23 protein-coding genes and 1 tRNA gene (1 of these 24 running past the window's edge) are annotated in these 26,572 nt (G+C 71.1%); 9 read left to right on the forward strand and 15 right to left on the reverse strand.

Translation table 11 applies throughout. The features are described from left to right. Positions 1-111 precede the first annotated feature (111 nt). A complete protein-coding gene (locus NAEX_RS20175) occupies positions 112-1,419 on the forward strand; it encodes a hypothetical protein (protein ID WP_143140447.1) in 1,308 nt (435 codons plus the stop codon). 188 nt (positions 1,420-1,607) lie between these two features. On the opposite strand, the gene NAEX_RS20180 is transcribed toward NAEX_RS20175, so the two are convergent. From NAEX_RS20180 to NAEX_RS20215, 8 genes are all read right to left on the reverse strand, one after another. Continuing rightward, a tRNA-Val gene (locus NAEX_RS20180) sits at positions 1,608-1,679 on the reverse strand. Positions 1,680-1,692: 13 nt separating this feature from the next. Then, positions 1,693-2,211: a 2-amino-4-hydroxy-6-hydroxymethyldihydropteridine diphosphokinase gene (gene folK / locus NAEX_RS20185; RefSeq protein WP_245913759.1), complete on the reverse strand. Its 519-nt coding sequence runs from the start codon at positions 2,209-2,211 to the stop codon at positions 1,693-1,695. A gap of 433 nt (positions 2,212-2,644) precedes the next feature. Continuing rightward, positions 2,645-3,466, reverse strand: a complete 822-nt coding sequence (locus NAEX_RS20190; RefSeq protein WP_096329118.1) for a hypothetical protein — start codon at positions 3,464-3,466, stop codon at positions 2,645-2,647. Between the two features lie 12 nt (positions 3,467-3,478). Next, complete coding sequence (gene cyaY / locus NAEX_RS20195) at positions 3,479-3,799, reverse strand: iron donor protein CyaY (protein ID WP_096329119.1); 321 nt, start codon at positions 3,797-3,799, stop codon at positions 3,479-3,481. 34 nt (positions 3,800-3,833) lie between these two features. Then, positions 3,834-4,166 (reverse strand): hypothetical protein, encoded by a 333-nt coding sequence (locus tag NAEX_RS20200; protein ID WP_096329120.1) that lies wholly within the window; start codon positions 4,164-4,166, stop codon positions 3,834-3,836. A gap of 10 nt (positions 4,167-4,176) precedes the next feature. Continuing rightward, the gene (locus NAEX_RS20205) at positions 4,177-4,935 is read right to left on the reverse strand and encodes a hypothetical protein (protein WP_096329121.1); all 759 of its coding nucleotides are present in this window, start codon (positions 4,933-4,935) and stop codon (positions 4,177-4,179) included. Between the two features lie 74 nt (positions 4,936-5,009). Beyond that, complete coding sequence (gene hemJ / locus NAEX_RS20210; RefSeq protein WP_096329122.1) at positions 5,010-5,450, reverse strand: protoporphyrinogen oxidase HemJ; 441 nt, start codon at positions 5,448-5,450, stop codon at positions 5,010-5,012. Positions 5,451-5,483: 33 nt separating this feature from the next. Beyond that, a complete protein-coding gene (locus NAEX_RS20215) occupies positions 5,484-6,260 on the reverse strand; it encodes a 7-carboxy-7-deazaguanine synthase QueE (protein ID WP_211302437.1) in 777 nt (258 codons plus the stop codon). A gap of 64 nt (positions 6,261-6,324) precedes the next feature. Between NAEX_RS20215 and asnS the strand changes: the two genes are divergently transcribed. Next, complete coding sequence (gene asnS, locus NAEX_RS20220; protein WP_096329123.1) at positions 6,325-7,716, forward strand: asparagine--tRNA ligase; 1,392 nt, start codon at positions 6,325-6,327, stop codon at positions 7,714-7,716. A gap of 424 nt (positions 7,717-8,140) precedes the next feature. Then, a complete protein-coding gene (locus NAEX_RS20225) occupies positions 8,141-8,476 on the forward strand; it encodes a hypothetical protein (RefSeq protein WP_143140446.1) in 336 nt (111 codons plus the stop codon). 875 nt (positions 8,477-9,351) lie between these two features. On the opposite strand, the gene NAEX_RS20230 is transcribed toward NAEX_RS20225, so the two are convergent. The 4 genes from NAEX_RS20230 to NAEX_RS20245 all read right to left on the reverse strand — a co-directional run bounded on the left by NAEX_RS20230 (position 9,352) and on the right by NAEX_RS20245 (position 14,962). After that, positions 9,352-10,563, reverse strand: a complete 1,212-nt coding sequence (locus NAEX_RS20230; protein ID WP_096329125.1) for a hypothetical protein — start codon at positions 10,561-10,563, stop codon at positions 9,352-9,354. Between the two features lie 17 nt (positions 10,564-10,580). Next, on the reverse strand, positions 10,581-11,210 hold the full coding sequence (locus tag NAEX_RS20235; RefSeq protein WP_096329126.1) for a hypothetical protein: 630 nt from the start codon (positions 11,208-11,210) through the stop codon (positions 10,581-10,583). A gap of 138 nt (positions 11,211-11,348) precedes the next feature. Further along, on the reverse strand, positions 11,349-12,665 hold the full coding sequence (locus NAEX_RS20240) for a formimidoylglutamate deiminase (RefSeq protein WP_096329127.1): 1,317 nt from the start codon (positions 12,663-12,665) through the stop codon (positions 11,349-11,351). A 140-nt stretch (positions 12,666-12,805) separates the two neighbouring features. Further along, the gene (locus NAEX_RS20245; RefSeq protein WP_096329128.1) at positions 12,806-14,962 is read right to left on the reverse strand and encodes a pepsin/retropepsin-like aspartic protease family protein; all 2,157 of its coding nucleotides are present in this window, start codon (positions 14,960-14,962) and stop codon (positions 12,806-12,808) included. A gap of 73 nt (positions 14,963-15,035) precedes the next feature. Between NAEX_RS20245 and NAEX_RS50455 the strand changes: the two genes are divergently transcribed. After that, a complete protein-coding gene (locus NAEX_RS50455; protein ID WP_170135861.1) occupies positions 15,036-15,938 on the forward strand; it encodes a hypothetical protein in 903 nt (300 codons plus the stop codon). Continuing rightward, positions 15,935-16,465, forward strand: coding sequence for a YkgJ family cysteine cluster protein (locus NAEX_RS50460; RefSeq protein WP_170135862.1), 531 nt, complete (start codon positions 15,935-15,937; stop codon positions 16,463-16,465). Before NAEX_RS50455 ends, NAEX_RS50460 begins: the two co-directional genes overlap by 4 nt. Here the strand turns inward: NAEX_RS50460 and NAEX_RS50465 are convergent. Further along, positions 16,462-17,703, reverse strand: coding sequence for a hypothetical protein (locus NAEX_RS50465; protein ID WP_170135863.1), 1,242 nt, complete (start codon positions 17,701-17,703; stop codon positions 16,462-16,464). The two genes, NAEX_RS50460 and NAEX_RS50465, sit on opposite strands and share 4 nt — an antisense overlap. Positions 17,704-17,958: 255 nt before the next feature. Here NAEX_RS50465 and NAEX_RS50470 point away from each other — a divergent pair, with 255 nt between their 5' ends. From NAEX_RS50470 to NAEX_RS20265, 3 genes are read left to right on the forward strand one after another with little or no spacing between them, the layout of a single operon-like run. Further along, entirely contained in the window at positions 17,959-18,591 is a 633-nt protein-coding gene (locus NAEX_RS50470) for a DUF2914 domain-containing protein (protein ID WP_170135864.1), read from the forward strand. A 3-nt stretch (positions 18,592-18,594) separates the two neighbouring features. After that, positions 18,595-19,668 (forward strand): SGNH/GDSL hydrolase family protein, encoded by a 1,074-nt coding sequence (locus tag NAEX_RS20260; protein ID WP_096329130.1) that lies wholly within the window; start codon positions 18,595-18,597, stop codon positions 19,666-19,668. Between the two features lie 10 nt (positions 19,669-19,678). Further along, positions 19,679-19,909 carry a hypothetical protein gene (locus NAEX_RS20265; RefSeq protein WP_096329131.1) on the forward strand — a complete coding sequence of 77 codons (231 nt, stop codon included), beginning with the start codon at positions 19,679-19,681 and terminating at the stop codon, positions 19,907-19,909. Positions 19,910-20,342: 433 nt separating this feature from the next. On the opposite strand, the gene NAEX_RS20270 is transcribed toward NAEX_RS20265, so the two are convergent. Next, positions 20,343-22,961, reverse strand: a complete 2,619-nt coding sequence (locus NAEX_RS20270; protein ID WP_096329132.1) for a hypothetical protein — start codon at positions 22,959-22,961, stop codon at positions 20,343-20,345. A 64-nt stretch (positions 22,962-23,025) separates the two neighbouring features. Continuing rightward, entirely contained in the window at positions 23,026-25,986 is a 2,961-nt protein-coding gene (locus NAEX_RS20275; RefSeq protein WP_143140444.1) for a hypothetical protein, read from the reverse strand. 131 nt (positions 25,987-26,117) lie between these two features. Between NAEX_RS20275 and speD the strand changes: the two genes are divergently transcribed. Then, positions 26,118-26,572, forward strand: the 5' portion of a protein-coding gene (speD, locus tag NAEX_RS20280; RefSeq protein ID WP_096329134.1) for an adenosylmethionine decarboxylase. Its footprint extends 322 nt past the window's final position; 455 of the gene's 777 nt are visible here — the first part of the coding sequence; the start codon lies at positions 26,118-26,120; its stop codon lies off the right edge, out of view.

The raw sequence follows: 26,572 nt of genomic DNA on the forward strand, positions 1-26,572 counted from the left end.
GCTTTCGCGCAGGGTGGATCCCCCCTGAAACCGACCGCGGGGAAATGCCGTAGGCCGGGGGTACTGGCGTGGGTACCGTCGCGGGTAACCCACAGCGAGAGTTACCCCATCATGAGAAATTTAGCCCTTTGCACCGCTCTGGTGGCGCTCACGGCCTGTCCGGCCGAGGACCCGAGCACCACCGATTCGCCGACGACCGACCCGACCACCGACACCCCGGGCACCGAGACCGACGGCACGGACACCGAGACCACCGCCGGGCCGACGACGGACACGCCGACCGGGACGACGGACACGCCGACCGGGACCACCGACGAGCCGACGGGGACGACCGACCCGGGCACCACCACCGAGGGCGCCTGCGACGGCATCGACATCCCGGCGATCGACGAGTCCGGCTGTGAGCCGCTCGCCAGCGACTACCGGCCGCGCGAGAACAACTCGGCCGACGACGAGTGGCCGGCCTGCGTGTCCGACATGGGCCCGTACACGCTCGTCGACAGCCCCCCGAGCACGATCGCCCGCATCGTCGCCTACGAGAACATCGCCGACCTGCTGTGGCGCAAGGCCGACCCGACCAGCGACGACTTCACCGCCGCGCGCAACGAGTACGTCCTGCCCGAGGGCCTCGAGTCGCGCCTGGTCCGCCGCGAGGACCTGCACTACCCGCCGATCCCCGAGAACGAGTGGGACCCGCAGGTCGACGCCGACAAGCAGTGCACCGTCGAGGCGCTGGCGGCCAAGTACCCCGAGCGCTGCGTCGGCCCGGCGGCGATGAAGCCGATCGTCGACGAGGCGTTCGCCGCCGGCCAGGCCGGCGAGGGCGACCCCAACATCCACGCCGCGCGGATCCACGGCGGCCTGCTCTGGTTCCTCTACCTCTCGGTGTACAAGGAGGCCAACACCTGCGCCACGGTCGCGCCGAAGGACTGCGACTCGGCCTGGGCCTACTACACCGGCGGCGAGCCGATCGACGGCCCGATCGGCATGGGCGCCGAGGTCCAGGCGCTCAGCGGCAACGCCCACGAGCGGATCCACGACGGCATCATGGCCGCCCGCTGCTGGCGTGACATCGCCCAGGACATGGGCAACTACCCGCTGCTCGACGAGCTGCCCACCGAGCAGCAGGACCTGTTCGAGCAGGGCTGGGAGCAGCTCGACCAGGGCCTCCACCGCGGCTACGCCGTGATCGTCCGCGACCACATGCAGAAGTACGTCGACGCCGCGTGCAGCAGCGCCGAGACCCAGGCCCTATGGGCCTTCCTGCAGGTCGCCGGCCCCGTGCTCGACCGCGAGGCCGAGGAGCGCGACGCCGCCGCCGCCGCCGCCCTCACCGGCCTGTGGACCGCCGAGAACCCCGGCCCCGAGGATGTCGCCAAGGGCATCGCCGCCCTCGACGCGATCTTCCCCTGCCCGTGACGGCGCGCCCCTCCGGGCGACTCTTCGATAAATAGAGGCCGAGCGCCGCGCTCGGCCTCTTTGTTTTGGATGTCCTCACGCACATGTCCCCGAGACAGTGTCTTTAAAGACATTGTCGCAAGCACATGCGCGAATGGACAGCACGACGGGGCCGAGGCGTCGGCGCGCTCGGCCCCTTCGTGCTGGGATAGGCGGAACAGGGTTCGAACCTGCGACCCGCGCCTTGTAAGGGCGCCGCTCTACCGCTGAGCTATCCGCCTGGGCGCGGGGAAGCTAGCACAGCGAGGGGCCGTCGTGCGCGAGGATCGTGCGGTCCGCCGGCGGGAGCGCGGCCAGCAGCTCGGCCGCCGTGGCGCCGCCCGCCGGGCGCAGGTCCGGGCGCAGCGCGGCCAGCGGGGCCAGCACGAAGTCACGGCGGGCCAGCTCGGGGTGGGGCAGCACCAGCCGGCCGGTGTCGACCCGCAGCGAGCGGCCGTCCTCGGTCACGACCAGCAGGTCGAGGTCGAGCGTGCGCGCCTCCCAGCGCTCGCGCCGGGTCCGCCCGTGTCGCGCCTCGAGCGCGAGCAGCTCGGTCAGCAGCGACTCCGGCGCCAGCCCCGTCCGCAGCTCGACCACGGCGTTGAGGAACGGGTGCAGCGACGGCCCCAGCGGCCGGGTCTCGAACACCGGCGAGCAGCGCAGCAGCTCGGTCGCCGGGATCACCCCTGCGCGCAGCTCCTCGGCGGCCGCGCGCAGCGTCGCCAGCCGGTCGCCGAGGTTGCTGCCGAGCCCGACGTAGGCCAGCGCCGTCACGGGCACCTCGCTCTCGTTGCGCCGCGGCCCCGTGCAGCGACCTCGTGCTCGCGCCGACCCGGGCGAACGTCGATCGTCGGCGGCGCCATCCGCAGGTCGCCCGCGCGGCGTCGCGGCTTTGCAAACCCAGTCGAGCGAACATCGAGCGTCGGCATCCTCGGCAGGTCGCCCGCGCGGCGTCGCGGTTTTGCAAACCCAGTCGAGCGAACATCGAGCGTCGGCATCCTCGGCAGGTCGCCCGCGCGGCCTCGCGGCTTTGTGAACCCATTCGAGCGAACATCGAGCGTCGGCATCCTCGGCAGGTCGCTCGGACCGCGGCTCCGCGGCGTTGTGAACTCATTCGAGCGAACATCGAGCGTCGGCATCCTCCGCAGCTCGCTCGGGCCGCGGCTCCGCGGCATGAACTCACCCCAACGAGCAGCGAGCGTCGTCGTCATTGCGGCCCCGACTGGGCCGTGCCCGTGTGCGGCGCCTCCGCCGTGTGCGCGTACGGGGCCACCAGCGAGATCGGCAGCGCCCCCGCGAACCCGACCCGCAGCGTCGCCGCCAGCGCGCGCGGCGAAGCATCTGTCTCCGGGGACAGCTCGTTCTCCGCCGGCAACGAGAAGCGGACGCGGCCATCGGCGTCGGCGTTGCCGCCGAGCACACGGTCGCCGATCACCAGCTCGACCGCGCGGCCGCTGGCCGGTCCCGAGGGCGGATCGCACGGCTGCACCGGGCCCTCGCGCAGCGCCACCGTGTCGCTGACCCGCACCCGGTCGCGCGCGCGCACGCTGTCGACGATCCCCGCCGTCAACAGCCCCACGCCCACCGCCGTGAACACCCCGCCGACGCGGCGGCCGGTCTTCGGGTCGCGGATGTACTGCATGCGCTCCTCGTCGTACGCCGCCTCGGCCGCGAACAGCTCGGGTCGCGCGAACGCCAGCGCCGACACCCCGAGCGCCACCGCGGCCAGCCCGTACTCGAAGTAGATCATCGCGTCGGGCTTGCGGACGATCCGCTCCTCCTGTCGCGCGGCCAGGTGGGCCACCGTCCGGCACGAGCGGAGCTCGCGGAGCTCGACCTCGAGGATGCGCCCGCGCTGCGACCAGCGCGCCTCGACCGCGGTCGCCACCACCTTCGTCTCGTTCACCAGCGGCTGCGCGTCGGGGCGGACGGTCGTGCGGATCTCCGTCTCCGACGTGATCTGCGAGCACGCGGCCGCGAACGCCGCGAACAGGCCCCATGCCGCCGAGGAAGGTCGGACCTCGCGCACGCGCTCACCTGGTCAGAGGGACACCTCGGTCCCGAGCTTGGCGCCGACCACACGCGCGACCGTCGTCATCAACTCCTCGTCGGTCTTGCGCGCGATCCACTTGCCCTGCTCGGGCACGAAGTCGAAGTGCCACGCGGTGGTGCCGGCGGCCATCCAGATCTGGCCGGCCGCGCTGTGGGCGTTGATGACGAAGCGGGCGCCGTCCTTGAACGCGAGCGTGAGCACGTCGCCGGCGAGCTGGACGTCGAGCTCCTCGAGCTCGAGCCCGCCGAGGCCGGCGTCGATGTGCTCGAGCGCCTTGGCCGACCGCTTGAAGAAGTCCTTCTGGTCCATGGCCCGTGAGGGTTACGCGATCGCGCAGAGGCGGTCAATTCGCCGGTGTCGGGGCCGGCGGGGGCGATTTGGACTCCTCCGCGTCGGCCGTCTTCGCGGGCGCTTCGGCCTTGCTCGGCGGCCCGCTCTTGCTGGGGTCGAACCCCAGCTGCCGCGCCTGGTCCTCGGAGATCTCGACGACCTCGACCGACTTGCCGTCGGGCAGCGTGAAGGTGTGCTTGCGGCCCTCGATCTCCGGCGCGGCCTTCTGCTCCTGCTCGATCCGCTGCTCCTCCTGGTACTTCTCGCAGGCCCGCCAGCCGAAGAACGCGAGCAGCGGCACGTAGATGCAGATCCGGATCAGGACGCCTTTGGATGGCAGTTTCATGGGGGATGTCTCAAGGGTCAGACGTGAACTTGAGCTCGCGCCAGGTCGCGACCGCGGCGCGGCTGTCGGCGTGGAGTCGGGAGGTGCCGTTCGCGGGCTCGAGCGCACCGGTGGCCACCCGCGACAGGCGGAGCGTCGCGCTGCACGGCTCGGGCCGGTTCAGCCCGGTCTTGAGCTGCCCCTGGGCCACCTGCGCCGCGCCCTCGTCGGGCAGCTCGAGCACGATCGGCTCGGCCAGGCAGGCGACGCCGTCGATGGCGTCGTCGATGCGCGCGACGATCGTCGCCTCGGGCCGCGCCGGCGTCCACGCGACGTCGAACGCCTGCGTGCGCGGCAGCTCGGCGCCCGCCTTGGGCGCGGTGATCTCGAACGCCGGCGCCTCGACGGAGACGCGGTAGGTCGCCTCGTAGTCGTCGTCGACGAGCCGCAGCTCGTGCGTCACGGCGCCGCCCCCCTTGGCCTTGTCGACCCCGTCGACCTTGTACACGTAGGAGCCGCTGGGTCGGCGCACGCGCGTGGCCGTCGTGCCGTCGACGCTGATCGAGCTGCGCTTGCACAGCGCCAGCGCCAGGCTCGCGTCGTCCTCGACCCGCTTCACTTCGATCTCCGTGCGCGCCTGCTTGCCGTTGTGGTCGATGTACGCGGTGACCAGCAGGCCCTCCTCGCTCAGCGCGGCGCACGACGCGTCGACGTCGCCGCAGGCGGGCAGCCACGCGTACGCCGCCAGCGCCAGCAGGCGACAGGACGCGCGGCGGGGCAGCGTGGCCATCCTCGGCAGGATAGCAAAAAACCGGGGCCGCGTTGCGCCGGGGCGCGCGAGCGCAAACGGGCGGCCGGCCGCGCTCAGCCGCCGAAGTGCGGCTTCACGACGACCATGATGACGATGAGGAACAGCGGGACCAGCGGCACCTCGTTGAGCAGCCGACATTGCCGCGAGGTCAGGTTGTAGCGCCCGGCCGCGAGGTCCTTGCGGACCTTGCCGCAGTACAGGTGATAACCGACGAGTAGCAGGAGCCCGAGCAGCTTGGCGTGGAACCACCCCTGGGCCATGTAGAAGCCGGGCATCTGCACGAACAGGGCGATCCCGAAGGTCGCGGTGAAGATCATCGCCGGCCAGCAGATCCCGCGGAACAGCCGCCGCTCCATGGTCGCGAGCAGCTGGGTGATCTCCGGCTTGTCGCGGTTCTCGACGTGATAGACGTACAGCCGGAAGATGTAGAAGAGCCCGGCGAACCACGCGACGAAGCCGATGATGTGGAACGCCTTGAGCCAGGAGTAGAGCACGGCCTACTTTTACCCCGTCCGCGCGCCGCCAGCTCAGGTGCCGGGCGTGTGACCGAACATGTGGATGTGGAGCCGCTCGCCGAGGCGAAACCCGCGCTCGACGCAGATCGGCAGCAGCGCGCGATAAGCCGCGCGCAGGGCCTCGCTGTCGGTGCACTCGGGCATCAGCAGCACCCGGCTGCGCTGATCGTCGGGGACCGCGAGCTCGCGCAGCAGCGCCTCGACCTCGGCGACGTCGGCGGCGCCGGCGTCGGCGCGGACGACGAACTTGAGCTGCCACGGGAAGCTCGCCATCAGCCGCGCGAGCACCGGCACGTTGAGCCGCGCGCGCTCGTGCCGCTCGGCCTGCGCCGGGTCGCGGTCCCACGGCGTGCTGTGGCGCAGCTTCGGGCTCAGCGACAGCAGGTCGCAGGCGAGTCCGTCGAGCCACACGGTGCCGGCGGTCTCGACGGTGATGTGGTGCCCGGCCTCGCGCAGCCAACGGCTGAGCGCGGCGACCCCGGCGAACAGGAGCGGCTCGCCGCCGGTGAGGACGACGTGGCGCGGCCCGGCGGCGCAGAAGGCGACCAGCTCGGCCAGCTCGGTGCGTCGGCCAGAGGGCGCCCAGGAGGTGGCCGGCGAGTCGCACCACGCGCAGCGGAGGTTGCAGCCCGACACGCGGACGAACGAGCTCGGGACGCCGACGAGCGTGCCCTCACCTTGCAGCGAGACGAAGCGCTCCTGGATCGGCAGCCAGGTCGGCGGCGAGGTAGAGAGCGACGGCCCGACCGAATTCGGGGCGCTGCCAGGCGGATCGAAGGCTGCGGTCATGCGCGCGGCGTCGCTGTACCGCACTTGCGAACCAAGGGCCAGCGGTTCTACGCTCGTGGCCGCCATGCAGACTCCACGGACCAAGATCGTGGACGTGCTCCGGCTCGAGCCCCCACGCGCCGGTGTGCGCGTCAAGGGCTGGGCCCGCACCGTCCGGGACAGCAAGCAAGTCGTGTTCATCGAGCTCAACGACGGCTCCTGCTTCGCCAGCCTCCAGGTCGTGGTCAATCCGGAGCTCGCCAACTACGAGCAGCTGCGCAAGCTGACGACCGGCAGCGCGGTCGAGGTCGTCGGCGAGGTCATCGCCTCCCCCGCGGCCGGCCAGCGCGTCGAGCTCAAGGCCGCCGAGGTGACGGTCGTCGGCCTCGCCGACTCGAGCTTCCCGCTGCAGAAGAAGCGCCACAGCTTCGAATTCTTGCGCGAGATCGCCCACCTGCGCGCCCGCACCAACACCTTCGGCGCCGTCTTCCGCGTCCGCAGCGCCCTCGCCCAGGCCGTCCACGAGTTCTTCCAGCAGCGCGGCTTCGTGTACGTACACACGCCGATCATCACCGGCTCCGACGCCGAAGGCGCCGGCGAGATGTTCCGCGTCACCACCCTCGACGTCGACAAGCCGCCGCGCACCCCCGAGGGCGCGGTCGACTGGCACGAGGACTTCTTCGCCCGCTCGAGCTTCCTCACCGTGTCGGGCCAGCTCAATGGCGAGACCTTCGCGCTCGGCCTGTCCGACATCTACACGTTCGGCCCGACCTTCCGCGCCGAGAACTCGAACACCGCCCGTCACGCCGCCGAGTTCTGGATGATCGAGCCGGAGATGGCGTGGTACGACCTCGACGACAACACGACCCTGGCGGAGGCGTTCGTCAAGCACCTCATGCGCACGGCGCTCGAGCGCTGCGCCGACGACCTCGCGTTCTTCAACAAGCAGATCGATCAGGGCCTCGTCGCCCGCCTGCAGCACGTGCTCGAGTCGAGCTTCGAGCGCATGACCTACACCGAAGCGGTGCGCCGCCTCGAGGCCTCGGGCCAGAAGTTCGAGTTCCCGGTCCACTGGGGCGCCAACCTGCAGGCGGAGCACGAGCGCTACCTGACCGAGACGGTGGTCGGACGCCCGGTCTTCGTCACCGACTACCCGACCGAGATCAAGGCGTTCTACATGCGCCGCAACGACGACGGAAAGACCGTCGCGGCGATGGACCTGCTGGTGCCGAAGATCGGCGAGCTCATCGGCGGCTCACAGCGCGAGGAGCGGCTCGACGTGCTGATGGCCGCGATCCGCTCGATGAACCTGAACCCGGAGCACTACGGCTGGTACCTCGACACCCGTCGTTTCGGCACGGCGCCCCACTCGGGCTTCGGCCTCGGCTTCGAACGCCTCGTCATGTACGTGACGGGCATGGAGAACATCCGCGACGTCATCCCCTTCCCGCGGACGCCGCGGAACTGCGAATTCTAGAGCCACCAGGCGTGTGGGCCCAGGTATCACGCGCCGCGGGAGTCGCGCACTGCCCCAAAACGCGTGAAAAAACCCAAAGAAATTGAGCAATTTGGCTGCAGCAGTCGGAAATCTCTGGCGACCCTCTGGCGCAAACGCTAGCCTTGTGTTCGTGGGCACAGGGGGCCTCGGGATGCAGGCAAACAGGGGCACAGACCACGGGGACAAGGTTGAAGGTTTGCCCGGCACCTGCGTCCAAAACGGTGCCGGCCTGATGCCGGGGTCACGCACGCAACCTTGGATTGCCTGAGGAAGGATTATCCCTATGTATCTGCGGAGAAACAAAGTCCGATGTGGTGAGTCGCGCAGGACCTACCTGTCCATCGCGCACAACGTGTGGTGGTCCGGCGAGGGGAACAAGAAGGCGCAGAGCCGACCCATCGTCGTGGCCAGCTTCGGAGTCGAAGATCAGGTCGATGTCGACCTGGCCCGCGACCTGGTCGCAGCGGTCGAACGCTGCGCCCCGAAGTTCCAAATCCGCCGAGGCGAGGGCAAAGAAGCGACGATGCGGATCGCCCAGGAGATCCGCAAGATCGAACCCTTCCTCAAGGTGCTCGCCAGCCGCAAGCTGGGCCTCGCCCAGCACTTGCCGCCGCATCCGGAGCGCATGGCGATCCTCGAGGCGCTGATCCGCGACAAGCTCAGCGACCCGGCCGACACCACGGTCGCCGCCCGCGAAGAGGCGATCCTGTCGAGCCTCAAGACCCACCTCTCCGCGTGAACATCCGCGGCGACTTGGCATCGCTCCTCCCTCCGGGAGGCGATGCCCTTTGTCGCCAGTGAATTTTCCTCGGCCCATCCAGCGCACACGGCACCGCTTCCCTCCCCCGGGACGGTGCCGTTGTCGCGACCGGAGATCGCTTCGCCTGCGATCTCGCAGGCAACATTCTCGAGCACGAGGCCACGACGAGGCGATCTCTTGCCGCGCCGCGAACGCGTCGCGCGAGTGCAAAGGGCAGCACCCGTGCGCGAGCGTGCCCGACGTGCCCACGCCCTCGCGCGAGCGCGAGCCTCCGATGCATACGCAAGAGGCGATCTCCGCGAAGCAGATGCGCCCTCGTGCGGGGCCACGGCGCGCGCTTTCGCTGCGTCCGCAGCTCGCAACGACCGGCCGCGCGCCGGCGAGACCGAAGCGAAGCGACGCGAGGTCGAAAGGGGGAGCGCTCAGACGAGGTTGGCGACGCCAGCTCGCGGAGCGACCAGCCTCGAGAGCGCGGCGCTCGTCGCGGCGCGCATCACAGGATGCACTGGCTGCGGGGAGCGCATGAGGCGGAGCGACCAGCCTCGAGAGCGCGGCTCTCGTCGCGGCGCGAATCACAGGATGCACTGGCTGCGGGGAGCGGATGAGGCGGAGCGACCAGCCTCGAGAGCGCGGCGCTCGTCGCGGCGCGAATCACAGGATGAGCGCGTGAGGCGGAGCGACAGCCTCGAGAGCGCGACTCTCCGCGAACTCCGTCGCGACCCCGAGCCGGCGGAGCAACCGCGAGCGAGAGGTCGACGTCCGCCGCGCGGCTCGCTGGCAGCGCTGCGCGCCCCTGGATACTCCAGCGAACACGCGAACCGGCCGCGCCGATTCGCGTGCCCGGGCGAACCGGCTCAGCTCTTCAGCAGCGAGAGCAACTGCTCCGCCGGCAGCGGCGCGTCGGGGCGGCGCGAGACGAACACGTTGGTGCTGCCGAGGCGCAGCAGCGTGCCGACGCCGAGGCGCGGGGCCAGCACCTCGAGCGCCTTGACCTTCGTGCCGCCGAGATCGATCTCTCGGGCCCGCTCCTCGAACTTCGGGCGGTTCAGCGGCTGGGCGTCGACGAACACCTCGCTGAAGAACTCGACCTTGACGGCGAAGTCGATCGAGCGACCGGTGAGGGTCTTCAGCAGCGAGCCCGGCAAGCCGTCGGGCAGCGAGCTCTCGACCACCGGCACCATGTAGTTGCTCAGCACCGAGGTCTCCGACAGCTCGACCGGGACCAGGACCACGAGGCCGCGCTCGTCCTCGACGTACTTCAGCGACTTGGCGGCGCTCTCGCTGCGCGCCTGCAGCTCCTGCAGTTCGGCCGCCCGCTCGCTGGCGCGGCGCTTGGCGTCCTCGGCGGCGCTGATCTGCGGCCCCTTGGCGGGCGCCTTGGCCGGCTGACTCGCCGCTCCCGGGGCGCCGGCAGAGCTCGGCGGCGGGGCCGAGAAGCCCTGCGTGAGACCACCGCCGCGCGAGGGGGGCGGCGGGGGCGACGGCTCCTCGCCCATGTCGTCGAGGTCCTCCTCCCCGGCGTCGCCGCCGGGCGGCTGGCCGACCAGCGTCATCAGCAGGTTCTGGTCGTTGCCGGTCGGCTCCATCAGCGACAGCTCGATGCGAGGCCCGCCGGGGAAGCCGTTGGCGAGGTCGCCGACGGAGATCCGCAGCTGATCGACGAGACGCGTGACCGGCCAGTGCTGGCCCGTGGCGTCGCGGTCGCTGTCGTCGGCCGCCAGCGCCTGGCCCCGCTGGGCGACCAGAAAGCCCTCGCGGCGGTTGGGGCCGGTGCGCACGTAGTAGACGAAGCACTGCCGCGGCACCGCCTGGCTGGCGGCCAGCGCGATGTCGGGGTTGGTGCGCCAGAACTCGGCCGGATCGTCACCGACGACGCTTCCGCGGATCCGCGCCAGCGCCAGCGGCGACGTCGGGTGCCGGGAGATCTCGAGCGTCGCGTCGAGGATGTTGCGGACCTTGCCGAGCAACAGCTCGGCGATCACGGCCGCAAGCACCGTCGGTCGGAACATGTCGAGCGGGAAGATCAGCCCGCCGTGGCTCGTGGGCGCGGTGGAGAGGGTGTCCATAGGGTGGCGGGAGGATATTAGCCCGGGCCGAGTACAGCCAGCGAGAAGTGCCACTGGCCCGCGGCCAGGTTGGTCGGGAAGCGGCCGACCACGACCTCCGCGCCGGTGGCGGTCGGGCAGCGATGGAAATCGGCGAGAGCGTTGTCCGCGCGGCTGGCGGAGACCCACGGCTCGCGACAGATGCCGCGCAGCCGCTGCATGGCCTGACGGACCAGTTCGCCGCTGTCCTGATCGGACAGGTCGCGGGCGACCAGGCCGATCGTGCTGTCACGGCCGAGCTCGAGCTCGAGCTCGTGGCCGAGCGCCGCGAACGGGGACCTGGGCGCGCACCGGACGGCGTCGGGCGGGGGGTCCTCCGAGAGAGCCTCCGGCACCTCGCTGCACATCTGCTTGGCCAGCCGCGGGACCGAGACGGTGGTCGAGCCGCCGGACAGCGTCTCGCTGGCGTCGGTGGTGAACTGCGCCAGCGCCTGCCAGTTGTCCCGCGGACCGTTGCCGCGGGTGCTGCCGCGACCGCCGCCGCTGCCGCCCGCGCCCTTGCTCGACCCGCCGCGACCGCTGACCGCCTTGTCCCACGCCTCGCGCGACTTCTCGGTCGCGCTCGTGCAGGCGACGCACGCGAGGACGAGGACGAGGAGGGGACGCACCGTGCGGGCGTAGCACCGCCGGCAGTGGGGGTCTAGCGCCGTCGTACGCCGCGGACCGAACACCCCGGCCGATGGTCGCCGCAGCGCCCGGTGGCAGGCCTGGCGCACGCCTCGATCGGTGGCTGCCTGGCCCGAGATCTAGCGCCGTCGTACGCCGCCGACGAACACCCGATCGATGGCCGCCGCGGTGCCCGACAGCCACAGGGCTTCGTGCGCCTGATCGTCCGGCAGATCGGCGAGGTGGGGGTGGTCGAGGTCCGCGGCGCAGGCGTCGAAGGGGTTCCCGGGGGCGAGGCGGCCGAGCTCGGGGCGCCCGAGGGCGCGTGCGCCTCCGAGGGTGGCGATGTCGAGGAGGGTGCGGGCGACCGGGTCCGGGCCGGCGAGGCACAGGCGCGCCTGCGCGCGCAGACGCTCGTGCATCTCGAGCAGGCGGGCCTCCTGGACGAGATCGATCACGGCGTTGCTGTCGCTGCCGAGGGCGAGGCCGGTGCGGTGCTGGCGGTGCCGCGGGGCGGGGATGATCCCGTCGCCGAGGTCGGCCTCGGTGGTGGGGCAGGCGCAGACGTTGTGACCGGCGAGCAGGTCGTGGTCGCGGTCCTCGAGGTGGATCGCGTGGACGGCGGTGAAGCTGCCGGGTCGCGCGAGGCAGCCGGCCTCGGCGAACACCTCGGTCGGGCTGCGGCCGTGCTCGGCGCGGCACTCCTCGTTCTCGCGGCCCTGCTCGGAGACGTGGGCGTGGATCACGAGGTCGTGGGCGCGGGCGTAGTCGGCGAGCTCGGACAGCGCGGCGAGCGGGACGGCTCGCACGCTGTGCGGGGCGAGGCCGACGGCGTGGCCCTCGCCGCGCAAGGTGTCGACGCGGGCGAGGTAGCGCTCGACGGTGCCGTCGCAGAATCGGCGCTGCTCGGCCAGCGGCGGGCGACCGGCGCCGGCGCGCGCGTAGTAGACCTCGAGCAGGACCACGCGGATCCCGACCTCGGCGCCGGCGCGCAAGACCTGCCGCGACAGCTCGTTCGGGTCGGCGTAGGGGGTGCCGTCGGGCGCGTGGTGCAGGTAGTGAAACTCGCCGACGCAGGTGACCCCGGCGCGCAGCATCTCGGCGTAGCAGCGGCGCGTGACGGCGTAGACCTCGTCGGGCCCGAGGCGGCTGGCGACGCGGTACATCGCCTCGCGCCAGCTCCAAAAGCTGGACGGATCGCCCTCGCCGCGCCGCTGCGTGCCGCCGCGGATCGCCCGCTGAAAGGCGTGGCTGTGAGCGTTGACGAGGCCGGGGTAGAGGAGCCGCCGGCCGAGGTCGTGAACGACCGTCGGCGCGTCCGCCGGCAGCCCGGCGGCGGTGCGGACGATGACGCCCCGGCCGTCGACCTCGACGTAGGGCCGCTCGACCCAGACGTCGCCGAGGAGGCCCCAGGCGGCGAGGTAGCCGACGCGATCGTCAGATGGTGCTTCGGACATGTTCTAAAGTGAAGGTGAGGCGAGCGCGGCGTGGCGCTCGAGGTAGGTCAGTCGGAGAGCTCCGAGGCGGTGCTTCCGGATATGCGCAGAGCCCGTGAGCGGCTGCGCTTTCGCGCATGTCTGATCGGGCAGGCACGGAGTCACTTGCCCTTCGCCGGGGCGGCCGGGGCCGCAGCGGCGGCGGGGCCGGCCGCCTCGGCGGGGGGCGCGGCGAAGTAGAGCTTGCGCTCGGGGTAATCGATGGTGAGCCGGCCGCGGCCGACGAAATCGAGGCCGAGCATGCCGTCGATGCGGAACTGGTCGCTGCTCTCGCTCTGCTCGAAGTAGCCGTAGGCGCCGCGCAGGCCGAGGGCCTTGAAGGCGTTGCCGATCGTGAACTCGGCGACGTCGACGAGGGCGGCCTCGTTGCGGCGCAGCGGCGGGGCGCCGATGCCGGCGCGGGCGAACGCCTTGGTGGTGGCGGTGATGGCGACGCCCTGCATGCCGGTGTTGACGAGGAACAGGCCCTCGGCGCCGTTCATCGCCCCGAGCACGTACAGGAAGTGCGTCTCGTGGAGGTAGAACGGGGCGCCGCTGCCGGTGCGGTACGAGGCGAGGGCCGACTTGCACTTGGGGATCGGGTTGACGAGCACGAGCTTGTTGTTCGGCAGGTCGAAGCTGACCTGGAACAGCTCGAGCACGCGGGCCCCGAGGACCGCCTGCGGCGCGGCGCCGACGCCTCCGGTCATCTGCTCGAGGACCTGGTGCGGGAACACGTCGACGGGGATCCCCGCGATCGTGGCGTTGCCGACGGTGAGCGCGTCGATCTGGCCGTGGCCGATCTCGGGCCCGCCCTCGCCGCCGAGCCGCGACTTCGAGCGGACCGGGATCTTCAGCTTGGCCGCGATGTCGCCGTCGAGGATGACGTCGGCCGCGCCGGTGTCGACCAGCGCGCGCACCTTCTCCTCGCCGATCTGGACGTCGACGAAGGTGACGGTGCCCTCGGTGGCGATCGGCAGCTCGGCGGTGCAGCCGTTGCCCTTGAAGCTGACCTGCAGCGGCTTGCCCGCGAAGTTGCGGTAGCGACCGGCGAGCTGGGCGTTGGCCTCGCCGAGGTGGTCGAGGGCGTCGGCCACGGCCGAGAAGTCGCGCTGGTGGCTGGCGATCCAGGCCCGCTGGGCGTGGACGAGGACGTCGCGCACGCCGGCCTTGCCGGCGCGGTCGAGGATCGGCAGGGCCTCCTTGAAGCGGCCCTGCAGCACGCGCGCGCGCGCGAGGATCCACAGCGCCTCGGCCTCCTTGGGCTGGAGCTTGAGCGCGACCTGGGCGGCGTCGGCGGCCTCGTCGAAGTGCGAGGCGGCCCACAGCGCGCGGGCGAGGGCGACCTGGGCGTCGAGGTTCTTGGGCTCGGCGGCGGCGAACTCGCGGGCCTTGGCCAGGGCGACGAGCTTCTCGTCCTTGGCCTTCTCCGGCGGCGGGACCTTGGGGACCTGGAACACCTCGGGCTTGATCGGGGCGTGGTCGACCCGCTGGGTCACGAACACGACCTCCTGGGTGCGGTCGCCGAACTTGTTGACGAGGCGGATCTTGTGCGGGACGAGGACGCCGTCGATCTGGCGGTAGTCGTCGTAAATGATGTGCTGGCTGATCGGCGGCTCGGCCTTGTCGTCCTCGAGCAGCTCCTCGGCGAGCAGGCCGGTCTTGCGGTCGTACCACTGCGTCTTCGGCGGGATGAGGTCGCCCTTGCTCGACCAGCGCACGCCGTCGAGGGTGCGCGCGTTGCCGTCGAAGTCCTTGTCGCGCGGCTTCTCGAGCGCGAGCTCGATGCCCCGCTTGTCGAAGTCGAAGTACCAGTGCAGCGCGGCGTCCTCGCGGGTGATGACCGACTCGTCCTCGTCCTCGAGCACGAGGAAGCCGCGGCGGAACTGCCAGCCGGTCTTGCCGTCGTAGCCCTCCTCCTCGATCTGCTTGTCGATGACGGTGCGCCGGTAGAGCCGCTGGTCGGCGGTCGACTGCAAGGTGAAGGTGCCGACCGTCTCGGCGGTGCGGCAGTTCTCGTCCTTCTCGGTGCAGCCGGTCTCCGGCAGGAAGGTCATGCGCGCCTCGACGGTGCGCTGGGCGATCTTGCGCAGGGCCTCCTCCCCGCCGAGCGCGGCGACGTAGCGGTCGATGACCGCCTTGGCCTCGGCCGGGGAGCCCTCCTTGCCGCCGGGGGCGTCGACGTCGCCGACCGGTACTTTGAGACAGCCGGGGACGGCGGCGGCGAGCGCGAGGGTCAGGCTGGCGCTCAGGCGGAGACGGCGGGGTGCAAGAGACATGGCCCGGGAGAGTGCCCCAGCGCGCCCCCCGGCTCAAGTCGGCGGGCGCGCCGGGCGTGGTAAGCTGCCCGCGGTGCTGCGCGGCAAAGGGATCGGTGCTCCGGCGCGGCGGGCTGCAGGGGCTTGGCTGCTGTTCGCCGGTTGCGCGGGGCTCGGCGGTCGCAGCCCGGAACCCGCGCGCGGCGAGGTCGATCCGCAGGTGACGGCCGCCGCGGCCGCCCGCGTGCCCGAGTCCTGCCGCGAGGCGGTGGCGGCGGCGCTGACCGCCGGCGAACAACTCGCGGGCCCGTGCGCGACGACGCAGATCCGGGCGGCCCAGGAGGTCCTCGCGGCGACCCGCCAGCGGTCGTTCGGGATCGTCGATCGCACGACGGTCCGCCTGGCGAGCATGAGCCTGGTGCTGTCGCAGGCCCGTTTTTGTCGGCGCTGGCCGCTGCGCGCGCCCGGGCAGGCCTCGCTCGACGTCGGCGCGGCGGGGCTCGCCGGCTGCAACGTGCGCCGCTACGTCGGACCCCTCAGCGTGTCCGTGACCGCGAGCGACGGGACGATCCTGCCGGTGCTGACGGTCCGCTCCGACGAGGACGGGCAGTCCGAGGTGTCGTTCGCCGAGGTCGATGCGCTGCTCCGCGCGCGCGGGCGCGGCGGGCTCGGCTCGTTCGCGACGCTGCAGGTCGGCCGCGGCGGCTGGGCGGCGCAGGTCGACCTGCCCGAGCTGCGGACGCAGCTGGCCCAGTGGCACGCGACCTGGATCGGTCGCGGCCGCGGCTCGCCGGCGCTGTTCGCCGCGCTCCACCCCGAAAGCGAGGCGGCCTCCGGGATGCGGACGCGGGCGCTCGAGGCGTCGCTGAAGCGCCAGGCCGAGGACGCCGCGGCGGTCGATCGCGGCGAGCTGTCGGCGCGGCGCTTCCTCGAGCGCCACGTGTGGTCGCCGTATCGCTCGCTGATCGAGCAGAAGGACCGGGGCCCGTCGCCGTGACGCCGACGCTGCAGCGCCTGCGCGTCCACCTGCGGATCGTCGACGGCGATGTCGCGCCGGTGGTCGCCCGCTACCGCGAGCACATCCAGTGCCGGCCGGGCTGCGGCGAGTGCTGCCGCCAGTCATTCAAGGTGTCGGAGATCGAAGGCGAGCTGCTGCGCGAGGGGCTGGCGGCGACCGACGCGTCGACCCGCGCCGAGATCGTGGCCCGCGCCCGCAGCTACGTGCCCGGCGCGGCGTGCCCGGCGCTCGGGAGCGGCGAGACCTGCCTGCTCTACGCGCACCGGCCGCGGATCTGCCGCAAGTACGGGATCCCGCTGTGGCACCCCGAGCGCCCCCACGAGCTGAAGACCTGCCGCCTCAACTTCCGCGGGGTCGCCGACCTCGACGCCGACCTGATCGTCGAACCACAGGCGGGCTGGGCCGCCGACTGGATCGCGCTGCGCGAGGAGCTGGGGCTCGGGGCCCAGGACAACCGCACGATCGCCGCGTGGTTGGCTGGCGCTTCGGACATGTCGGATGGTTAATGTCCGCGGCGCACGCGAGCGCCCGCCGCGCGCGAAGTCGCTGTCGCCCTCGCCGAGGTCGCGCGCGCAGGAGGCGGCCGAATGATGGGCTGGCGATTCGGACATGTCCGAAGATGAATGTCCTCGGTGCCTGCGAGTGCCCGCGGCTGCGCGCTCGGCCGAGCCCAGGGAGCCTGCACGAAAGGGCATGTCCATGAAAACATGCCCGAAAGAGCCTGACGTAAGGAGCATGCCGCCAAGGACATGCCCGAAAGGTCAGTGAGCCGGGGCGGGCGCCGGGGCCTTCGCCGGGGCGGGCGCGGGGCCGCTGGTGGGCGCGGGCCTGCCGGCAGCCGGGGCACCGGCGGGCGCGGACGGGTCGGAGGACGCGGGGCCAGCGGGGGCGCCGGCCGGGCCGGAGGACGCGGGGCCAGCGGGGGCGGGGGCGCCGGCCGGGCCGGGGCGAGGGAGCTGGCCGGGTCGGGCGGGTTGACGGTGCCGGGGGGCGGGCGGCGCTCGATCTGCAGCGGCACCGTCTCGCCGCCGGAGCTCATGAACGGGCCGACCGGAGCGGAGCCACGCTTGACCTGCGGGGTCATCGGCGGCGGCAGCGGGCCCTTGCGCGCGGCGATGCCTCCGGTGGCGCGGGTCGGCTGCAGGCCGATGTAGTCGATCTTCGCGCTGCCGTTCTCGTAGACGAACTTGAAGGCGAGGACGTCGAGGCCATCCTTGCTGAGATAGGCGCACCACATCGGCTCGGCGCCGTTGCGGACGTAGACCTGGGCCGCGGGCGGGACCACCGGCGGGCAGAAGAAGGCCTCTTTGCGGGCGAAGCGGCTGGCGGCGTCGCGGAAGGTGTCGAAGAACTCGCGGCCGCCGTCGGCGAAGATCGGGCGGGCGTCGTACTCGCGGCGGTCGGGGATGCCCCAGCGGGCGTGCTTGGTGAACACGGCCGGCAGGCCAGCGAGGTCGTCCTTGGCGGCGAGGGTGAGGAGCGCGACGGCGATCCGCTTGGCCTGGAAGGGCAATTGCCAGGTCGCGATCTCGGCGGCGGTCGCGGCGTCGCGGCCCTCGTACTCGTGCAGCAGGCTCTCGGGCACTCCCTCCGCGCTGCCCGCCGGCAACGGTCGCGGGGCCGCGGGCGCTGGTGCGGGAGGGCTCTCCTTCGGCACCTTGCCGACGTGGTGCGGCGTGGTGCAGGCGACCACGAGGCCGGCCAGGACGACGGTACCGAGGCAATTCAGAGGAGCGCGAAGCATGCCGCACTCTTTAGACCGCCGTGCGCCGATGAGCAAGCGCACAGGACGCCCCTGGGCCCGGTTCATGACGCGTTTGCGGACGAGCGGGTTGTGAGGCCGCGAACGCACCGGTTAGGATGCGCTGCGCGGTACACCCCCCACCGCGTGAAGGCCGCGAGCGTGCGACGAACAGGCAATGGCGTCCCGAGGGGCGCGAGTCGCTGCAGGCTGCAGGGCGCTGCAGCGGCGCTGGCATGCCTGGCCTGCAACCTCGAGGTGCCTCGCGTCGAGCGCGTCGGCGCGGCGGAGGACGACGGGATCGAGCGCGCGGAGCGACCGGAGCCCACGCCCACGCCCAACCCCACGCCCACGCCCACGCCGGCGGCGGCGCGGGAGATCCGTCTGCCCGCGGCGCACGTGCCGACCGCCGACGACGAGCCCGAGCTCGGGCCCGACGACCCACGCGCCGCGGGTCCGCGCACGGTGCCGCCAGGGACGCCGCCGGCGATCGCCCGCGTGTTCGAGCGCCTTCCGGTGGGGATCCACGACGAGCCGCCGGTCGGGGCGATCGGGGCCTCGGGGATCCACGTCGACAAGATCTGGGTCGGGCAGGCCTACGAGCGCGAGGGCTGCACCGGCGAGTCGGAGAAGTTCTCGCTGGCCAAGCACGGGGCGGTCAACGTGTGCTTCCGGGTGGTCCACAGCCGCGTCGAGGAGACGGTCGACGTGCTGTGGGAGAAGGACGGCGAGCTGTTTCGCCGGCGGGCGCTGCAGATCCCCGAGCTGCACGCGTACCGCACCCGGGCCTATCTGGTGCTGCGGCGCGAGTACATCGGCAGCTGGAAGGCGCGGGTGGTCTCCGTCGACGGCATCGAGCTGGCGTCGGCGTCCTTCGTGGTCGTGGAGTGAGTCATGCGTGGCGTCGTCGTCGGACTGTTGGCGAGCTGGTTGTGGGTGACGGGGGCGCGCGCGCAGGAGCCCGTGGCGGCGGCGCCCGAGGTCGAGCCGCCGCCGACGTGGCGCTTCAAACAGAAGGAGCGCCCGGTCAAGGTCGTGGTGCTGGCGGGGTCGATCGGCGCCTGGCCCAAGCAACCCTACGCCGAGCGCCTGGCCGAGATGTGCCGCAACGTCGAGGTCCGCAACCTGTCGAAGGTCGGCTTCGGCGCGCTGCAGCTCAAGCAGCGGTTCAAGCAGCATTTCCTCGAGAACCCGTACGTCAACCTGCGCGACCCGGAGCTCGAGTACTGGCTGGTGTTCCAGGGCGGGCTCAACAGCGTCGGCACGCCCGAGCGGACCAACCACGACATCCGCGAGCTGTTCACCCTGGCCCACGCGCGCGGGCTCAAGGTCGTCGCCTTCAGCCTCACGCCGTGGGGCGACGACTCCGACCCCAAGCGCTGGGCCGGCGCGGCCGGGCTGCGCTACCTGCGGGCGACGCGGACGGTGGTCGACTTCGTGCTCGGAGCGCTCGCGCCCCAGCAGGCGCTCGGCGACTACGCCCGCAAGCGAGCCGCCGGCGCCGACGCGCCGTGGCAACCCGAGGAGCTGCCGGAGGTCGCCGTCGACCTCTACCGCTCGTCGCTGCGCCACGAAGCCGCGCCGCTGCGCGACCTCGAGGCGATGCGCACGGCGCTAAGCAAGGACGCGCTGTGGAAGCGACAGCACGCCGACCTCGACGAGACGGCGCGCGCTGCGGCGCTCGAGGCCGACGCGGCCGAGGCCGCCGAGGTGCCGCGCTGGTTCTTGCGCACCGAGCTGCGGAGCTTCGACCATATCCACCCCAACGCCGAGGGCCACCGGCTCATCGCCGAGACCGCTTGTCCGCGCCTGCCCGCGAGCTGGGGCTGCACCTGTCCGAACGCGCCCGTGGCCGCGGAGAGCCCCGCAGAGGCGCCTGCGTCGCAACCGCCGCGGCTGCCGATGACGACTCTGCTACTTTTGTACCCGCACTGGCTCCGGGTACTGCTCGGGGCGCCTCACCTGTGAGCCACACGCCATGACCGAGCTGATCAACCTGATCTTCACCATCCTCGCCCTCATCGCGGCGGTCATCGCGGGGCTGTGGTTCGGTGCCAAGCTCGCCGAGAGCACGCGCGACGAGCACGGCCGCACGCGCAAGAGCCTGACCTCGGCGCTGCGTCAGACCACGACCAGCGCCGCCGTAAAGCTGTGGCGCTGGCGCCGCGCCCGGGCCCGCGAGGCGGCGCGCGAGGCGAAGAAAGAGTAGGCCGGCTGTCCCCTCGGGCATGTGCCAGGGGACATGTTCTCGAGGGCAAGCAACCGTCGTCCTGCAGACACGGCTGTTCGGCGCCTGCGACGCCTCCGGTAGGTGGCGAGGGACATGTCTCGAGGGGCGATCGACCGCCGCTGACTGGACGGCCAGGATCTTTTGCTCCCCAGGCGCCGGGGGAGATGTTGTTGAAAGCGGTCGACTGTCGCGGGCCGAGCGAACTCGGCCGTTCGGGCGCGCGAGCGACGGGCAGCCCGTCGCAACGCCTGCACTCGCCCCGGTGGTAGCGCCGGCGCGGCCCCGCTCCGCGGCGAGCGCGGCGCAGAAAGGCTCGGAGCGGACGGCCCGGCGTTCGCGGGCGAGCGCGTCCGCAATGCTGCCCTATCGGACATGCCTTTCATAGCATGTCCGATAGAGCATGTCCCTGGTGCTATGTCTTTTCGGCCATGGCGCGGCGCTTGTTGTCGCGGTCGAGCTGGCGCCAGCGCAGGCCGGCGGCGCCCACCACGAGGACGCTGACCAGCACGGTCCACGGGATCTGCTGCGACTTCGGCTTCTTCTTGTTCCACGCGTTCAAGTGGTTCTTCACCCACGGGCGGAACTCGCCCGGGGCGAGCAGGGGCAGCCCGTGGCGGGCGCGGATGGTGTTGGGCAGCTGCGCGTTGATGTCGGTGCACTCGCCGGTGTAGACCAGCTTGCGGAAGCGGTTGGCGGCGAGCCGCTCCTCGGGCTTGTAGGGGCCGTTCTTGGCGACCTCCTCCGGGGTCGGGATCGTGTAGGAGAGCTTGTAGAGCTCGACCTTCTTGGGCGCCTGGCCGCCGTGCTTGAGCGCCCAGTCGCGGCAGACCCACCGCGCGTGCCACTTCTGGTACCACTCGCCCTTGCCGCCCTCGCCGCCGATGATCCGGCGGTTGATCTTGCGCTGGCGGGTGTAGCCGAGCCACGGGATCGGCTTGTTGGCCGGGTGGTAGACGTCGGTGTTGAGGTCGTAGGCGTTGCCGTCGTGGTCGGTGACGATGACCTGCATGAAGATGTTGCTGCGCGGCGGGTTGGGCGCGAACATCTTCCAGCCCTGCGCGGTCTGGCTGGTGCGGATCCACCACTTGAACGGGTCCTGCGCGCGCACCCGCCAGCCGTCCTTGCCCTCGCCGCCGAGGCTGTCCTTCTCGGGCAACAGCCAGATCGCCACGCCCGTGCAGTGGTAGACGACGAACGCGCCAGCGAGGAAGCGACCCATCGAGCCGTAGGCCCAGGGGCGGCGCGGACGGCCGGTGCGTGGGTCGACGGTCGGCAGCTGCTCGGCCCCGCGCCGCTGAGCGACGCTGAAGCCGATCACCGCCAGGCCGGCGAAGATCACCGCGCCGGTGGCCGCCCAGGGGATCCCGAGGTCGGTCTCGGCGACGACGTAGACGCCGCCGACGGCGACGGCCAGCGCGCCCCACAGCGCCCACGCCGGCATGGCGGCGGCGTCGCGGTGGAGGTGCGGCAGGGTCGGGTCCTCGGCCGGGAGCGGGGCGTCGCCGCGGGTGATGTCCTTCGGGACAGGTAGACCGAGGCGCCCGAGGCGCTCGCCGATCGCCCGCAGCAGGAAGGCGACCTCGCTGCCGTTGAGGAACGCGATGTAGGTGGCCATCGTCGCCGGCGTGAACCAGCCGATGTTCATCATCACGATCAGGTGGGCGTGGAAGATGAGCCCGAGGCCGAGCCACAGCCGGCGGCCGAGGAACCAGGTGCAGAACCAGTCGAGGTCGAGGGTGTGGCGGCGGCCGCGGAACGTGACGGTGGGCGGTCGCCGGCCGAGCCAGTAGAAGAGGCCGCCGATGACGGCCATGCCGGCCAGCCAGACGACCGGGAACCACCGCTGCCAGCTCGCCAGGCCGGCCATGCCCGCGCGCGGTTGCGCCGGGATGTGGAACGGCAAGGTGATGTAGACGACGACCAGGCCGACGAGGCCGAGGCCGAGCCAGCAGGCGCGCACGGCCCAGCGCTGCCACTCCGGCAGCGGCGGAAGCTGCTCGCGGCGGACGAAGCGGACCACCAGGCCGAGCACGACCAGGGGGAACAGCGCCTCCCAGTAGTGGGTGACGATCGTGTTGAGGCGGAACAGGTTGGTGCCGAAGACGGCCGACAGCTGCTGCGGCTCGAAGCGGTAGAAGTGGTCGAGGTTGAGCGCGTAGTAGAAGGCGTCGCCCTTGGCCCAGATGTCGCCGTTCTTGACGGTGCCGGTCGAGCAGTAGAGCGCCGCGAGCTGGAGGATCATGATCATCCGCGGCCACGCAGGGATCAGCCGATACACGGCCTCGAGGCCCTGGGGGTGCTCGGCGCTGGGGGCGACGCCGGCGCCGGCGCCCGGACCGTCGCGCTCGCTGAGCCGGCCCTGCTTGCGCAGGCGACGGCAGCGCAGCCAGTTGTCGACGCTGTAGGCGGCGCCGCACCGCGACATGCACAGGTAGAGGAGGAAGCAGCGGTAGACGTTCTCGGTGCCCTCCCAGAACACCTGGTTGCGCAGGATGATGCCGTGGAAGAGGATCAGCGTGAGCCACTTGGTGATGTTCGTCTTGAAGCCGACGATCATGCACACGCAGGCGACCTCGAACGCGCCGAGGACGATCCAGAAGGCCGTCGGCGAGTCCCAGAAGAACAGGGGCGAGTACTTCGGCCCCTTGAGCCACTCGACCACGCCGCCCCAGTCGAAGAAGCCGTAAGGCTCGGGGTCGATGCCGTCGCCGAAGCCGGCGAACTGCTCCTTGGCGAACACCTCGCGCGCGACGTCGGTGAGGAACAGCCCCTCGTCGGTGAAGAGGTAGATGAAGAGGTCCGACAGGCCGTTGATGTTGAACAGCGTGACGAGGCCGAAGACGATGCGGAAGAGGCCCATCGTCCGCGGGTCCTCGGCGCGCAGGAACAGCCGGCGGAACGCCTCGCGGTGGAAGATGCACGCGCTCACGAAGAAGACGAAGCCGAGCAGCATCCACCAACCGACGGTCGGCGAGAGCGCGAGCGCTTCGGCGTTGGGGATCCGTTCGTCCGCGAGGAGGCCCAGCAGCATGCGCACGGATTAAAACAAAAGGCCCGGCAGAGCGCCGGGCCTCCCGCTGTGAGATGCCGTGTTCTCAGTCGACCGGCTTGGCCAGCGCCTTGGTCTCCGCCGCCGGCTCGGGCGCCGCGGCCTCGCCCTCACCCTTGGCCAGCGACGGCTTCACGGTCGCGGCGCGCTTGCCGGCGGTGGTCGAGGTCGTGCTGGGCTTGGTCCCGTCGGTGGTCTTCGGCGGGTCGTAGCGCTTGTCCCACGCCTTCTTCTTGTTGTGGATCCACGGCTTGAATACGCCCTCCTCGAGCAGCGGCAGCCCGTGGCGCTCGCGGATGAAGTTGGGCAGCTGCCCGTGGTCCGACGAGGCGCACTTGGTGGTGTGCTGCCGCTCCTCGCGGCCCGTGTCGTAGAGCAGCTTCTCCGGCACGTACCAGCCCTGCTTGGCGACGATCTCCGGCGCCGGCATGCGGTACGAGACCTTGTAGAGCTCGACCTTCTGCGGCATCACCCCGCGGTGGCTCAGCGCCCACTGGCGGCAGATGTAGCGCGCGTACCACTGCTGGTACCAGTCGCCCTTGCCCGACTCGCCGCCGATGATGCGCCGGTTCATCTTGCGCATGCGGTCGTTCCAGACCCACGGGATCGGCTTGCGCTCGAGCGCGTAGGTGTCGGTCCGCAGGTCCCAGCGCTCGCCCGTCTCGTCGGTCACGACGGTGCGCATGAGCACGTTGTGGCGCGGCGGGTTGGGCGCGAACATGCCCCACTGCTGGTCGGTCTGCGTCGCCAGCACCCAGGTCGAGAACGGCTCGCGCGCCTTGATCCGGAACGTCGAGATGCAGTCCTTCTCGGGCAGCTCCCAGATGGCGATGGCGAAGACGTGATAGAGGACCAGCGAGCCGACGAGCAGGCGGCCGCCGGGCCCGTACGCCCACGGCGCGATCGTGTGCCCGGTCTGCGGGTCGATCGCCGGCATGTCGGGCTCGCGCTTGGGCCGGTCCGGCGGCGAGAAGGTCAGGCCGATCTTCGCCAGGTGGCGGTGGATCGCCGGGACCTGGTTGAGGCAGAACACGAGCAACAGCGAGCCGGTCGCCGCCAGCTTGTAGTAGAGCAGCAGGTCCTTCTCCTGCGTGGTCTCGGCGGTCCGGCTCATCAGCCACAGGTACGCGACGATCCCGACCGCCAAACCGACCAGCTTGGCGACGAAGTGCTTCGTCCCGCGATGGCCCTGCACGTAGGTGTAGATCGTCATGAAGGAGAACATGGCGATCAGGGTCCAGGCGAAGTGGATCCCGAGGTTCGCCCCCGGCGCCGTCTCCTCGCGCCCGAGCACGCTCACCTTGAACCAGGGCACCAGCGGGCTCGCGTGCAGGACCACGCCGACGATCGCGACCACGAGCATCCCGTAGAGCACGGTCGGCGGCAGCCGGCGGCCGTCGCGGCGGTGATGCGGCAGGGTGCGGTCCTCGGCCGGGAGCGGCGGCTCGCCGCGGCGCACGTCGGCCGGGAGCGGCAGCCACGGGAACGCGCGCGCGAGCCCGCGGCCGAAGAAGCGGAGGATCCGCCCCGGCTCGTCGCCCTGCAGGAAGAACAGGTACGTCGACATCATGATCGGCGGGAACATGCCGATGTTCATGAGGACCTGCAGGTTGCCGTGGAAGATGAGGCCGAGCGTGAGCCACACGCGCCGGCCGAGGAACCACCGGCAGAACCAGTCGAGGTCGAGCAGGTAGCGCTTGCCGCGGATCTTCACCGTGGGCGGGCGCCGGTTCAGGAACCAGAACCCCGCGCCGATGGCGGCCATCAGCGCGACCCAGCCCACCGCGGTGAAAATCTGCACCCGCTGGGTGGTCCACCAGCTCTTCGGCAGCTCGACGTGGTGCACCGGCAGGGTGATCAGCACCACCGCCAGGCAGCCGAGGCCGAACGCCACCCAGCAGGCGCGCACCGCCCACAGGCGCCAGCCCTCGAGCCGCGGCAGCTGCTCGCGGATGCCCCAGCGGATGATGGTGCCGAGCACCATCAGGGGGAACAGCGCCTCCCACCAGTGGGTGATCCAGGTGGCCAGGCGGAACATGTTGAGGCCCAGGATGGACGACACTTCCTGCGGGTAGAACCGGTAGAAGTGGTCCATGTTGAGGGCGTAGTAGAGGGCGTCGCCCTTGGCCCACACGTGGCCGTTTTTGACCACGCCGGTGAAGCAGTACAGCACCCCGAGGTTGAGCATCATCAGGTTGCGCGGCCACGCGGGGATCAGCCGGTAGATCGCCTGCAAGCCTTGCGGGTGCTCGGGGCTGGGGGCCACGCCGGCGCCGCCGCCGGGCCCGTGGCGCTCGGACAGGAGGCCCTGCTTGCGCAGCTTCCGGGTCCGCAGCCAGTTGTCGATGCTGTACGCGTGGCCGCTCTTGGCCAGCAGCAGGTAGAAGAAGAACACCCGGTAGACCAGCTCGGTGCCCTCCCAGAACAGGTGGTTCCGGAGGAAGAAGCTGTTCATCATCAGGAAGCTCAGGACCCCCATCACCCGCGTCTTCCACCCGAACATGAAGAGGACGGTGACGGTGTAGAAGCCGATGAGCTGCACCCACATCGCCGTGGGCGTGTCCCAGAAGTACAGCAGCGAGTACTTGTGGCCCTTGAAGAACTCGAGGGCGGCCGGGACATCGAAGAAGCCGTAGGGGTCGTCGCCGATGCCGTCGCCGAAGCCCTTGAACTGCGCCGGCGCCACCAGCTGGCGGGCCGCGTCACTGAGGAAGATGCCTTCGTCCGAGAAGAGGAAGGTGAAGTACTCCCACAGGTCGTTGATGTTGCAGATGCAGAGGAAGGCGAAGACGATGCGGAACAGCGCTACCGGCCGCGGGTCCTCGTTCGTCAGCCACCAGCGCCGCCAGCGCTCGCTTTGGAGCAGGAAGATCAGGCATGCAAAAACGGCGCAAGCCAACATGACCCACCCGACGGTCGGCGACATGGCGATCGCCACGTCGTTCGGGATCCGGTCGGGGTCTGCGAGCGCGAACGCAAATGCTGCGGCCGAGGAGAACCCAAGCATAGGCAGGGAGTGTCCGGGACGGCACTAGGCGGGCGCAAGCGCAAAAAAGGCCAGTCCTTCCGCGGGTGTTGGCCGTCGCACTCGCCGCCGAGGCTTGACTCGACCGGCGTCCCCGGCCATCGTCCCCGCCGATGTTCGTCCCGCGCGAACGCGTCCGCCTGCAGGGTTTCAACAACCTGACCAAGGTGGTCAGCTTCAACCTCTACGACTTCTTCGTCGCCCGCACGGACGACGAGCGGCACGCCTACGTCCGCTACATCGACGAGAAATTCAGCGCCGAGCGCATCACCGACATGCTGCGCGAGATCGCGCACATCATCGACGCCGAGGTCCTGTCCGTGTCCGCCCAGGACTACGAGCCGCAGGGCGCGAGCTCGCTGGTGCTGATGAGCGATCTCGGCCAGAAGAAGGTCGCCGATGAAGTGATGGGCCACACGACCGTCGGCGCCCACCTCACCAAGAGCCATCTTTGCGCTCATACCTACCCGGACTGGTACGACCCGAAGGGGATCTGCAGCTTCCGGGTCGACATCGACATCGCCACCTGCGGGACGATCGTGCCGCTGCGGGCCCTCGACTTCATGTT

The organism is Nannocystis exedens (assembly GCF_002343915.1).
GTDB classification, from domain to species: domain Bacteria; phylum Myxococcota_A; class Polyangia; order Nannocystales; family Nannocystaceae; genus Nannocystis; species Nannocystis exedens.